The following is an 11,800-nucleotide window of genomic DNA, read 5'->3' on the forward strand; positions in this document are numbered from 1 at the left end:
CCCGCCGACGAACCGCCCATGGACGAACCGCCCATGGACGAACCGCCCATGGACGTACCGCCCCACGGACGTACCGCCCCGCTGCGGCCGGGGCCGCTACGCCGCGAGGTCGTTGTCCCCGGTCCCGAGCCTCGGCTCCGGGAGGTCCAGCGGCTCGTGCCGCTCCGCCCACGCGGACGCCTTGCGGGACCGTACGAGCCATCCGGCCCGTGACCGGGCGACCGCCGAGGTGAGCGGCGTCAGCAGGGCGAGGGCGACCGGGGCGAAGAGCAGCGCCACGGCCGTACCGAGGGCGAAGCCGCCGACGACGTCGGTGGGGTAGTGGACGCCCATGTACACGCGGCAGAAGCCCTCGGCGAGGGCGAGGCCGATGGCGGCGAGCCCGAACCCGCGGTTGGCGACGAAGAGCCCCACCCCGATGGCCATGGCCATGGTGGCGTGGTCACTCACGAACGAGTAGTCCGTCTTCCCGGCCACCAGCACGTCCAGCCCCTGGTGGTCGACGAACGGCCGGGGCCGTTCCACGAAGCCCCGGATCGGGACGTTGACGAGCAGGGCCACACCGGCGGCGAGCGGCGCCCAGACGATCCCCGCGACGGCCGCGACGGAGTCCTCCGCGGACCCGCGCCGTCGCACGCTCCACCAGCACCAGAGCACGACCAGCACCATCGCGAGCATGATCCCGTACTCGCCGACGAACTCCATGACCCGGTCGAACCAGGTCGGCGCGGACTTGGCCAGTCCGTTGATGTCGTAGAGCAGGCCGACATCGGGGTTCGAACCGTCCGATGCGAGTCCAGCCATGTGCTGCGGCCCCTTGCCTTGTCACTGTGTCAGTCCAGGGAACGACACGAGGGAGGCGTGCGTTCCACTCTCCACCGAACGATCACGAGGACGTTACCGAAGAGAGATACGTCGTCGCAGCTCAGGCCCTTCCGGGCCCGGTCGTCGGCAGCGCTTTCGCGCCATCTTCGGTGACGCGTGTGGCGCCGAAGTAATCGGGGGTGTCGATCTTGTCGAACCGGATCACCGCACCGGTGTACGGCGCGTTGATCATGTAGCCCCCGCCGACGTACAGGCCCACGTGCCGAATGGCCCGCGAGTTCGTCAAGTCGTCCGAGAAGAAGACCAGATCGCCGGGCAGGAGCTCGTCCCGCGACGGGTGCGGCCCGGCGTTGTACTGGTCGTTGGCCACGCGCGGCAGCTCGATCCCGACAGTGCGGTACGCGGCCTGCGTCAGCCCGGAACAGTCGAACCGGCCCTGCTGCTCGGGCGTCCCGTTGCCGCCCCACAGATACGGCGTTCCGAGCTTCTTCTGCGCGAAGTAGATCGCCCCGGCGGCCTGCCGCGACGGATCGACGCGCCCGACGGGCCGGGCGAAGCTCTTCTCCAGGGACCGGATGATCCGGACGTAGTTCTGCGTCTCGCTGATGCGCGGCACGCCGCCGGCCTTTATCACCCGGTACGCCCCGGCGTTGTAGGCGGCGAGCATGTTGTTCGTCCGGTCGCCGGGCACGTTCTTGACGTACCGGGCCAACTCGCAGTCGTAGGAGGCGGCTGACGGGATGGCGTCGGCGGGGTCCCAGACGTCCCGGTCGCCGTCCTTGTCTCCGTCGATGCCGTGCGATGCCCAGGTGCCGGGGATGAACTGCGCGATCCCCATGGCGTTGGCGTGGCTGGTGACCTTCGGGTTGAAGCCGCTCTCCTGGTAGAGCTGCGCGGCGAGCAGCGCGGGGTTGATGGCGGGGCACAGGTTGCCCCACTTCTGCACGAGCGGCTGGTACGCGGCGGGCACGGCCCCCTTGGCGAGCCCGATGGTCCCCTGGAGCGCGCTCCCGGCCCCGCCGAAGAGCCCGGCGGCGGCGGAGTACGTCCCCACGACGAGCAGCGCGACGAAACTCATGCACAGCCCGACGGACGCCCCGGCGACCAGCCAGACCTTACGCACCGTCAACCACCCCTCGCCCTGTGGCAGTCCGCCGGGCCCAGTGTAAGCGGCGGGGCCCCTCGATGGGGGGTGTACGGGCTGCGCGTGGGGGCGCGGCGGGGTGTACGGCCCGGGTCGCCCTACGTGGCGGACCTCTTCAGGATCTCGACGAGGCTCGAGCAGCTGTCCGCCCCGTGTCCGGCGGCCAGGCCGCGCTTGAAGAGGTCGAGGACGGCCGCCGGGAGGGCGCCGTCGACGCCGGCGTCCGTGGCGGTGTGCAGGACGTGCTCGGCGCTGGCTGCGCCCATGGCCAGGCGGTCGACGTCACCGGTGTGGTCACCGGCGTCGACGCGGGGCGTGTAGAACTCCAGGAACCGCGTCAGGTCCAGGGCGTTGACGGCGAGCGGCAGGATGTCGGCCGCCTTCAGACCGTGGGCGTCGGCCATGGCGACGGCCTGCCAGTAGCTCGTCAGGGATGTCCAGAACATGACCATGTTGAGCTGGTAGAGGAGCGCGGCGAGGCCGGGGTCCTCGCCCCGGTAGTCCGTGCCGGTGAGGGCCTCCAGGGTGGGGCGGTGGGCCTCGAAGACGCTCTGCGGGCCGCTGTAGAGGGTGGACGACTCGGGGTCGCCGATGCCGGACGGCGGGACCAGCACGCCTCCGGTGATCTGGGTGGCGCCCCGCTCGGCGACCCACTCGGCGCCGGCGCGCGCCTTGGCCGGGGTGTCGGAGGTGAGGTTGACGAGGACGCGGCCGGCGAGGGCGGCGGGGGCGACGCCACTGAGCACGGCGTACACCGCGTCGTAGTCGGTCAGGCTCAGCACGACGAGCTCGGACGCGCCGAGGGCTTCCTCGGCGGTGGCGGCCAGGACGGCGCCGCGTGCGACGAGGGCGTCGGCGCGGGACGGGGTGCGGTTCCAGACGGTGACGTGGTGCCCGCGGTCGAGGAAGGCGCCGGTCATGGCCCTCCCCATCGGGCCGAGGCCGATGACGGTGACGTGGGCGGGGGCGGGGGTCATGCCGGTGGAGGTCGTGCCGGTGGAGGTCGTGCTCATGAGAAACCCCTTCGGAAGACTCTGACAGCTTCTAGAACGAACGCTCTATCCAGAGCATGGACGGGACCGTAGCACAGGCTCTGGAACGAACGCTCTATACAAGGGCGTCGTAGGATCGACCGCATGCAGACCGCCACCACGGGCACCCGGGACCGGATCGTCGTCGCCGCCGCGCACCTCATCCAGCGACAGGGGTACGTCGGCACGGGCATCAAGCAGATCGCCAAGGAGGCCGAGGCGACCCTGGGCTCCGTCTACCACTTCTTCCCCGGCGGCAAGGAGGCCGTGGCGGTCGCCGCCCTCACCCACAGCGGCGAGGAGTTCGCGACGATCCTGCGCGAGGCCCTGGCCGCCGAGGACGACCCGGCGGCGGCGGTCGACGCCTGCGCCCGCCTCCTCGCCGAGGCGCTGCGCGCCTCCGACTGGCGCGACGGCTGCCCGGTCACGGCCGCCGCCCTGGAGACGCTCGGCGTGGACTCGGAGATCCAGCGCGTCTGCGCGACCGCCCTGCGCGGCTGGCAGGACATGGTCGCCGACAAACTGCGCGCCGCCGGCTTCCCCGCCGCCGAGGCCCGCGAGCTGGCCATGACGGTCATCAGCACCCTGGAAGGCGCCGAGGTCACCGCTCAGGTCAACCGCGACGAGGAGCCCCTGCTCCTGGCGGGCCGTCACCTCGCGCGCCTGATCTCCGCGTACCGGAGCTGACGCGACGCGCCGGGCGCACCCCTCACACCGGCGCCGCGCCGACGACTGCCCCAAGAGTGCACCAACGACAGTCATTGCCCGGAGTCACCCTCCGTGATACACAGAGTAACCATACGCGTACTCGCACGGACCACAGTCACCGTCCGCCACAGGTCAGGGCGGCCGGTTCGGTCATACGTGCGGGGATCGGGTAAAGAGACCAGCCAAGTCGGCATACGCGAGCGGTTTCATCAGCGAAGATAGTGCGGTGACCCGTGCCGAGGGGCAGGGGCGTCGAACTACCCAACAGGGGCGGTGAGTTACATGTACCTGGCGGCTGAAAAAGGCGATATCACCACCATCATCGGCGGAATCGCCCCGAACTGGGGGCCTTTCGGAAGCCTCGGGAACGAGGCCCGCGTGATGATCGAAGTCGTGATGGCCGTGGCCATCCTGCTGTGCCTGGGCATCGCGATCTGGGGAGCGGCGAAACAGCGCATCGGCGCGACCGCCCTCAGGGACACCTTCAGCGCCGAGCAGGGCAAGGGGCTGATCGTGGCGGGACTCACAGGGGTCTTCATCATCGGATCCCTGGGCACGCTGTTCACGATCGTGTACGGGATGGCTGTCTAACCCCCGCATCCCCGCGTGCCCGGCTCCCTTGAGGTTGCGTCACCTGATGTCCTATCACCACACCGAACAGCGAAAGGTTGAGGGGGCGTACCCGTCATGAGCCTCGGCGACGAGAACGACGGCGGCCAGACCCGCACCCGCCTGCCCGAGAGCGGCAACGGCGACGTCTACGGCGGCGCCCGCCGCCCCGCGCGCGGCTCCCGCTCGCTGATCACAGTGGTGGGTGTGGTGGTGCTGCTGATCGCCGCCATCGCGTTCGCGAACAGGAGCGGCACCGGCGACGGGGAGTCGGGCACCAACGGCAAGGGCCCGGCCGCCGCCCCGACGGCGGCGACCGGCGTCCGCCCGGTGACGGGGAAGAACGGCGCGATCCCGGCGGGATACGCACACGACGAGCAGGGGGCGCAGAGCGCGGCGGCGAATTACGCGGTGGCGCTCGTCTCCGCGGACATCCTGAAGGCCGACCGCCGCCGGGAGATCGTGCGCCAGCTTTTCGTACCCGACAAGGTCGGCGAGCTGGAGGCCAGGTTCGACAAGGCCTACAGCAAGGACTTTCTCGACAAGGTCGGGCTGGACGCGGAAGGCAATGCCGCCCCTGGCATGACGTACGTGTCGCGCACGGCGCCGGTCGGCACCAAGGTGACCGAGTTGTCCGATGACGTGGCCACCGTGGAGGTCTGGTGCACCGGCGTGTTCGGCACCGCCGGCGTGGGCTCCACCAACCCCGTGACGAACGACTGGTTCACCATGACGCTGAAGCTGCGGTGGTCCGGCGGTGACTGGAAGGTCGAGAGCTTCTCACAGAAAGAAGGCCCGGCCCCGGTGAACGCCGACCGCACAGCCTCGGACGCCGACGAGATCGCAAAGGCCGTCGCGGAATTCGGAGGGTTGACCTATGCCCGGTAACCCGCGCCGAGCGCTGGGTGTCACCTCGGTCCTGGCCACCGTGCAGGTGGCCATGGCCCTGGGCGCGTCCCGCGCGTACGCGGCACCGACCCCGCCTCCTACTCCGTCACCCTCGCCGTCCAACAAGGACAAATGCGACCTCATCGTCGGTGCCGCGCGGGACCTGTGCGAATCGGACGACCCCCGCGGCAGTAACCGCTCCACCCCCACCACCCCCACCGACGCGCTCGACCCCCTCGGGTCGCTCGCGCGCGGCTGCGCCGACGCCGCGTCGTGGATCGTCACCAAGCTCAGCGAGGCCGTGAAGAACACCGCCGAGGTGGACTTCACCAACCCCACGTTCCTCAAGCAGTACGCGGTCGTCTTCGCCGCCTCGACCATCCTGACCCTCGTCCTGTGGCTCCTGGCGGTCGCCAAGCGCGCCATCCGCGGCGTGCCGCTCGCCACCGCCCTCTCCGAGGCGATCGGGTTCCTGTGGCTCACCGTCCTGGCGTCCGCGTTCACGCCGCTCATCCTCTACACGGTCGTCTCCGCGACCGACGGCGTCACCGAGGTCATCGCCCAGGGCACCGGCGGCCAGACCGACGTGTTCTTCGGGTCGTTCTCCGAGGCGCTCAAGAAGGGCGACGACATCGGCGGCGGGCCGATCATGCTGATCGTGGTGTCCCTGGTGTCGATCCTCGCCGCCGGCATCCTCTGGCTGGAGCTCGTCATCCGCGCCGCCCTGCTCTACGTCGGCGCGCTCCTCGGCACCGTCGTGTACGCCGGGCTCGTCGACAAGAACATGTGGGGCCACGTACGCCGCTGGGCCGGGATCATGATCGCGGTGATCCTCGTCAAACCGGTCATCGTCATCGTCCTCGGCCTCGCCGGGGCCCTGTCCGCCGACGACGGGCCCAACGCCTTCTCCGCCGTCGTGTCCGGCCTCGCCATCATCCTGCTCGCCATCTTCGCGTCGGCGATGATCTACCGGTTCGTCCCCGGCTTCGGTGACGAGATCGCCTCCGCCCGTACGAACCGCAAGCAGGCCACCGACGGCGCCCAGGCCGCCGCCGTCATCTCCTCCCCCGCCGCCCTCGTCTCCCAGGGCATCAAGACCCACAGCAGCCGCAGCCACCAGCAGTCCGGAGGCGGCGGGGAGGCCCGGCCGGCCGCCGGGGGCGTCACCGGAGGCGTCGCCGCCCACAGCACCCGTACGCCCCAAGGCGGCGGAACCGTCCCCTCCGCCGCGCCCCCGCCCGCGCCGCGTAGTCCCAGCTCCGGCCCGACCACGGGCACACCCCACAGCAACCGCAAGAGCACAGGAGGTGGAGGGCGTTGACGACCCAGTCCCAACCGATCACGCCCCGCCGTACGTATCTCATCGGCCGGGCCCGGCCGAACGCGATCGTCGGCAAGAACCGCGAGACCGGCGAGATCGCGCTGATCATCGCCGGCGCGTTCCTCGGCATGATGAGCGGGCTGCTCGTCCCCGTCCTGTCCCTGCGCATCGTGCTGCTCATGGGCTTCCCACTGCTCGCGCTCGCCGCCGTGTACGTGCCCTACAAGCACCGCACGTTCTACAAGTGGTTCGAGATCAACCGCAGCTACAAGCGCACCCTCCGCCGGGGCACCACCTACCGCTCCAGCGCCATGGAGGCCGGCACCACGCTCGACGGCCGGGAGTTCGAGGTCGGCCCGCCGCCCGGCATCGGCCGTATCAACTGGCTGTCCGCGCCCTTCGGACCCGACGAGATCGCCGTCCTCCTCCACGCCGACCGCCGCACCGTCACCGCCGCCATCGAGATCGAGGGCCCCGGCGTCGGCCTGCGCGACAGCGAGGACCAGGAAGCCCTGGTGGACCGATTCGGCACCCTGCTCAAGCATGTCGCCAACGGCGACGGCTTCGTGACCCGCCTTCAGATGCTGGCCCGTACCCTCCCCGCCGACCCCGACGCCCACGCCAAGGACGTCGCCCAGCGCGGCGACCCCAGGAGCCCCGCCTGGCTCCGGGAGTCCTACGACCAGCTCCAGTCCATGGTCTCGACCAGCAGCGAACAGCACCGCGCGTACCTCGTCGCCTGCATGCACTACACCCGCGAACTGGCCGCCGAGGCCCACGCCATGGCCCGCGCCGCCCGCCAGGCGTCCGGCGGCAGAAAGCTCGACAAGGACGCGGGCCTGGCCGTCGTCATGGCCCGCGAGCTCACCGACATCTGCGCCCGGCTCGCCGAGGCCGACATCCGGGTGCGCCAGCCCCTCGGCCAGTCCCGCCTCGCGTCCCTCGTGCACTCCATGTACGACCCGGACCACCCCATCGACCACATCCAGGCGATGACGAAGCGGAACGCGTGGCCCGCCGAGCTCGACGCCGTCGAACCGACCTACCTCCAGGCCAAGACCCGCGAGTCGTCCACCCGCGCGCCCTGGTGCCACGCCACGGCCTGGGTGAAGGAATGGCCGATGACACCCGTCGGCGTCAACTTCCTCGCCCCGCTCCTCGTCCACACCCCCGACGTCATCCGCACGGTCGCCGTCTGCATGGACCTCGAACCGACCGAGGTCGCCATCGAGCGAATGCTGACGGAGAAGACGAACGACGAGGCGGAGGCCAGCCGCGCCGCCAAGATGAACCGCACCGTCGACCCACGCGACATCGCCGCGCACGGCCGGCTCGACCAGCGGGGTGAAGATCTCGCGAGCGGCGCGGCAGGGGTGAATCTCGTCGGGTACATCACTGTGTCGTCTCGTACGCCCGAAGCACTGGCCAGGGACAAGCGGACGATCAGGGCCTCGGCCGGCAAGTCGTATCTGAAGCTGGAGTGGTGTGACCGCGAACACCACCGGGCCTTTGTGAACACCTTGCCGTTCGCGACCGGCATCCGCCGATAGGGGCCTGAGTGATGCGAGATCCACTGTCCGTCCTCACCGATGCCTTCACCTCCTTCCTGTTCGGGAAGGTCGAGACGACCCGCCTGCCCGTGCGTACGTCGACGGGCCAGGCCCAGGCCGTCTACCTGCCGACCGCCGCGCCCGGCCTCGGCGACTCCGGCGTGATCATCGGCCGCGAGGTCTACAGCGGCAAGGGGTACATCTACGACCCCTTCCAGCTGTACGGGCAGCAGCTCCCCGCCCCCCACTGGCTGGTGCTCGGCGAGTCCGGCAACGGCAAGTCGGCGCTGGAGAAGACCTACGTCCTGCGCCAGCTCCGCTTCCGCGACCGGCAGGTCGTCGTCCTCGACGCACAGGGCGAGGACGGCGTCGGCGAGTGGAACCTGATCGCCCAGCAGCTGGGGATAACCCCCATCCGGCTCGACCCGATGGCCGCACTGGACGACGGCATCCGCCTCAACCCGCTCGATCCGTCCATCACCACCACCGGCCAGCTCGCCCTGCTCCGCACGATCATCGAGGTCGCCATGGGGCACGGGCTGGACGAGCGGTCCGGCTTCGCGCTGAAGGTCGCGCACGCGTACGTGAACGGCGCCATCACCGACCGGCAGCCCGTGCTGTCCGACATCGTCGAGCAGCTGCGCCACCCGGAGCCGGAGTCCGCGGCGGCGATGAACGTCGCCCTCGATGACGTACGGGCATGGGGACTGGACGTCGCCCTGGTGCTGGACCGGCTCGTCGACGGTGACCTGCGCGGCATGTTCGACGGACCGACGACCATCGGCATCGACCTCGACGCGCCGCTGATCGTCTTCGACCTCTCCCACATCGACCGCAACTCGATCGCCATGCCGATCCTGATGGCCATCGTGGGTGTGTGGCTGGAGCACACCTGGATCCGGCCGGACCGCAAGAAGCGCATCTTCCTGGTGGAGGAGGCGTGGCACATCATCAACAGCCCCTTCGTGGCACAGCTGTTCCAGCGGCTGCTGAAGTTCGGGCGGCGGCTCGGCCTGTCCTTCGTGGCCGTCGTGCACCATCTCTCGGACGTCGTCGACGGGGCGGCGGCGCGCGAGGCGGCGGCCATCCTGAAAATGGCGTCCACCCGCACGATCTACGCCCAGAAGGCCGACGAGGCACGGGCGACGGGCCGGGTCCTCGGCCTGCCCCGGTGGGCGGTCGAAATCATCCCGACGCTCACGCCCGGCATCGCGGTATGGGACGTCAACGGCAATGTGCAGGTGGTCAAACACCTGGTCACAGAGGCGGAACGGCCGCTGGTCTACACGGACCGCGCGATGACCGAATCGTCGTCCGTACCGGATGACATCCAGGCCGCGGAGTGGGAGGCGGAGCAGCGCGCGGCTCTCATCGAACGGCAGATGAACGAGTCCTCACAGTCGACGGTGGCGTGACCCATGGACCGCAGGACTGAGGAGCGCGGCATCCCCGACGGTCTGCTGGTGGGGCTGCTGGGGTTCCTGCTGGGCGTGACCGTACTGGTGTGGACGGCGACCGGACTCGCGGGGCTCTTCGCGCACGGGGCATGGCCGGACGGGGTGACGTTCGGGCGTACGCCGCTCGCGATACGGAGCCTGGCGTCGCAGCCGCACGACCTGGCGGGCGCGTGGCCGGGCACCCCGGCGGGCCGGCTGTCGGGGTACGGGCTGTTCTGGGGCCTGTTCCTCGGCGAACTGATGGTCCTGGTGGTGCTGACGGTCTTCGTCCTGGGAACGGTCGCCCGCTGGCGCGCGGTCCGAGCCGCACGGCGGGATGCGGCCGTGATGCGGCCGTCGTACGCGTACGACGGCGCCCAAGGCCGCGGCAAGGGCACGCCGCGCACGGCACGCACGGCGCCAGGCTCCTCGTACGAGGGGGAAGCGGCCGTACGCGGCCCCGAGCCCAGTCTCGTACGTGAGCCCGAGCCCGAGCCCGGTCTCGTATGGGAACCCGCGCCGGAGCCCGCCCAGGGGCCGGGCGTCGCGGCCCGTCCCGCCGCCTCGCCGGCGCCCACGGTGCCTGACACCGCCTTCTCCGCCACCACAGCCCCGATCCCCACCCCCCGCGCCGCCGGTCCCCGCGTCCTCTACGGCGCCCCCTCCGCGCGCCGCCCCACCGCCCTCCAGGCCATCCATGACGCCGAAGGCGCCGCCCTGGTCGTCACCTCCGACCCCACCCTGTGGGCCGCCACCAAGGACGCGCGCGCGAAACTGGGCCCCGTCCTCGTCTACGACCCCGGCCACCTGTGCGACACGCCCGACCGGCTCCACTGGTCGCCCACCGCCGGGTGCGAGGACACCGCCACGGCCGCCGCGCGCGCCACCGCGCTGCTGGCACCCGTACGCCCCCCGGCCAGGCTGGACGCGGCCGTCGCCGACACCGCGGAAACGCTCATGCGCTGCTGGCTGCACGCGGCGGCCGTCGACGGGCGCCCCTTCAAGCAGCTCCACCGCTGGGCGCAGAACAACGGCGCCCACGAACCCGTACGCATCCTGCGCACGCACCCCAAGGCAACCAACAGCCACGCCGGCCTCCTGGAGTCGGCGCTGACCGCCTATCCGGAACGCCGTGAGATGGCCCAGGAGTTGGCCGTACGGGCGCTGTCGTCCCTTTCCTCGGTCCACATCCGGGAGGCGTGCACAGCTCATCGAACTGATTCGCTGACCTTGGAATCTTTTATCGATGAAGGGGGCACCCTTTATGTGGTGGGGGAATCCATCGAGGATCCCCGCACCCAGCCGGGCGCGATGCCCCTTCTCACCGCGCTCGCCTCGCACGTGGTCGAGCACGGCCGCCGCATGGCCGCACGGTCATCCGACGGTCGGCTCGACCCACCACTCACCCTGGTGCTCGACGACATCGCCGCCGTGGCCCCCCTCCCCGCGCTGCCCCAGCTCCTGACGGACGGCCACGGGACGGGCCTCCCCACGCTCGCCCTGCTCCGCTCCGTCGAACAGGGCCGTGCCCGCTGGCCGGAGCGGCCCCTCACACCGTGACGGGGCGCCGCACCTCGTACTCCAGCTCCCGCGCACCGCTGTCGTCCCCCTCCACGGGCAGGCTTGCCCCGGTCGGCACGAAGCCGGCCTTCCGGTAAAAGGCCTCCGCTCTCGCGTTCCGCTCGTGCACGTAGAGCCGTACTCGCTGAATCGGCGCCCCTTCCAGCGACCACGACCACTCCACCGCGGCCCGGAACAGCGCCTCCGCCAGCCCGGCACCGCGCTCCTCGGGCCGTACGTACACTCCGATGACGTGCGTCTGGTCGACCGCCGGCGCCTCACCGAAGCGGATGTCCGCACCCGGCCGCTCCACGCGCACGGTCACCGTGCCCGCCCACGCCCCGTCCGGCGCCTCGGCCACGAACTGGCGGGCGCTGTCGCTCCCGTCCGACGCACCGGCGGTCCGCTCCTGCCAATGCGCGTCCGGCCGGGCCGCAGCAGCCTCGTACGTATCGAGGAAGGCAAGGGGCGCGGCGGGGTCCTGGAGGGCGGCGAGCCGGATCTCGCGTGCCTTGCGCCACTCGTCGGCTCGGACGGGTCGTATCACGTGTTCCATCCCCCGATCCTGGTCGCGCCACCCCGCACTCGGCAACGCATTTCCCTGCGCGCGGCCCCTCGTACCGTGAACGCAGAAAAGCCCCGCACCAGAAGGTGCGGGGCTCTCCCACAATAATTGTTCGGCGGTGTCCTACTCTCCCACAGGGTCCCCCCTGCAGTACCATCGGCGC

Annotated in this window: 11 protein-coding genes; 7 read left to right on the forward strand and 4 right to left on the reverse strand. The window is 70.8% G+C overall.

Annotation, left to right across the window (positions count from 1 at the left end; genetic code table 11):
• Positions 1-96: 96 nt before the first annotated feature.
• From ABZZ38_RS20325 to ABZZ38_RS20335, 3 genes are all read right to left on the reverse strand, one after another.
• Entirely contained in the window at positions 97-804 is a 708-nt protein-coding gene (locus ABZZ38_RS20325; RefSeq protein WP_356741691.1) for a phosphatase PAP2 family protein, read from the reverse strand.
• 121 nt (positions 805-925) lie between these two features.
• A complete protein-coding gene (locus ABZZ38_RS20330) occupies positions 926-1,948 on the reverse strand; it encodes a bifunctional lytic transglycosylase/C40 family peptidase (protein ID WP_356741693.1) in 1,023 nt (340 codons plus the stop codon).
• 119 nt (positions 1,949-2,067) lie between these two features.
• Positions 2,068-2,982: an NAD(P)-binding domain-containing protein gene (locus ABZZ38_RS20335; protein WP_356741695.1), complete on the reverse strand. Its 915-nt coding sequence runs from the start codon at positions 2,980-2,982 to the stop codon at positions 2,068-2,070.
• 123 nt (positions 2,983-3,105) lie between these two features.
• Between ABZZ38_RS20335 and ABZZ38_RS20340 the strand changes: the two genes are divergently transcribed.
• From ABZZ38_RS20340 to ABZZ38_RS20370, 7 genes are all read left to right on the forward strand, one after another.
• The gene (locus ABZZ38_RS20340; RefSeq protein ID WP_356741697.1) at positions 3,106-3,687 is read left to right on the forward strand and encodes a TetR/AcrR family transcriptional regulator; all 582 of its coding nucleotides are present in this window, start codon (positions 3,106-3,108) and stop codon (positions 3,685-3,687) included.
• Positions 3,688-3,990: 303 nt separating this feature from the next.
• Positions 3,991-4,299, forward strand: a complete 309-nt coding sequence (locus tag ABZZ38_RS20345; RefSeq protein ID WP_017945892.1) for a hypothetical protein — start codon at positions 3,991-3,993, stop codon at positions 4,297-4,299.
• 96 nt (positions 4,300-4,395) lie between these two features.
• A complete protein-coding gene (locus ABZZ38_RS20350) occupies positions 4,396-5,205 on the forward strand; it encodes a hypothetical protein (RefSeq protein ID WP_356741699.1) in 810 nt (269 codons plus the stop codon).
• Positions 5,195-6,526: a hypothetical protein gene (locus ABZZ38_RS20355; protein ID WP_356741701.1), complete on the forward strand. Its 1,332-nt coding sequence runs from the start codon at positions 5,195-5,197 to the stop codon at positions 6,524-6,526. Before ABZZ38_RS20350 ends, ABZZ38_RS20355 begins: the two co-directional genes overlap by 11 nt.
• On the forward strand, positions 6,523-8,076 hold the full coding sequence (locus ABZZ38_RS20360; RefSeq protein ID WP_356741703.1) for an SCO6880 family protein: 1,554 nt from the start codon (positions 6,523-6,525) through the stop codon (positions 8,074-8,076). Before ABZZ38_RS20355 ends, ABZZ38_RS20360 begins: the two co-directional genes overlap by 4 nt.
• An 11-nt stretch (positions 8,077-8,087) precedes the next feature.
• A complete protein-coding gene (locus ABZZ38_RS20365) occupies positions 8,088-9,491 on the forward strand; it encodes an ATP-binding protein (RefSeq protein WP_356741705.1) in 1,404 nt (467 codons plus the stop codon).
• Between the two features lie 3 nt (positions 9,492-9,494).
• Positions 9,495-11,072 carry a type VI secretion protein gene (locus tag ABZZ38_RS20370; RefSeq protein WP_356741707.1) on the forward strand — a complete coding sequence of 526 codons (1,578 nt, stop codon included), beginning with the start codon at positions 9,495-9,497 and terminating at the stop codon, positions 11,070-11,072.
• On the opposite strand, the gene ABZZ38_RS20375 is transcribed toward ABZZ38_RS20370, so the two are convergent.
• Positions 11,062-11,628: a GNAT family N-acetyltransferase gene (locus ABZZ38_RS20375; protein WP_356741709.1), complete on the reverse strand. Its 567-nt coding sequence runs from the start codon at positions 11,626-11,628 to the stop codon at positions 11,062-11,064. The genes ABZZ38_RS20370 and ABZZ38_RS20375 overlap by 11 nt on opposite strands.
• Positions 11,629-11,800: the final 172 nt, after the last annotated feature.

The sequence above is a fragment of the Streptomyces sp. NPDC006368 genome, assembly GCF_040612535.1.
GTDB lineage: Bacteria > Actinomycetota > Actinomycetes > Streptomycetales > Streptomycetaceae > Streptomyces.

Coding starts and splice junctions, on each gene's coding strand:
- ABZZ38_RS20370 (WP_356741707.1), top strand. CDS start 9,495: ATGGACCGCAGGACTGAGGAGCGCGGCATCCCCGACGGTCTGCTGGTG.
- ABZZ38_RS20350 (WP_356741699.1), top strand. CDS start 4,396: ATGAGCCTCGGCGACGAGAACGACGGCGGCCAGACCCGCACCCGCCTG.
- ABZZ38_RS20365 (WP_356741705.1), top strand. CDS start 8,088: ATGCGAGATCCACTGTCCGTCCTCACCGATGCCTTCACCTCCTTCCTG.
- ABZZ38_RS20340 (WP_356741697.1), top strand. CDS start 3,106: ATGCAGACCGCCACCACGGGCACCCGGGACCGGATCGTCGTCGCCGCC.
- ABZZ38_RS20345 (WP_017945892.1), top strand. CDS start 3,991: ATGTACCTGGCGGCTGAAAAAGGCGATATCACCACCATCATCGGCGGA.
- ABZZ38_RS20335 (WP_356741695.1), bottom strand. CDS start 2,982: ATGAGCACGACCTCCACCGGCACGACCTCCACCGGCATGACCCCCGCC.
- ABZZ38_RS20375 (WP_356741709.1), bottom strand. CDS start 11,628: ATGGAACACGTGATACGACCCGTCCGAGCCGACGAGTGGCGCAAGGCA.
- ABZZ38_RS20355 (WP_356741701.1), top strand. CDS start 5,195: ATGCCCGGTAACCCGCGCCGAGCGCTGGGTGTCACCTCGGTCCTGGCC.
- ABZZ38_RS20325 (WP_356741691.1), bottom strand. CDS start 804: ATGGCTGGACTCGCATCGGACGGTTCGAACCCCGATGTCGGCCTGCTC.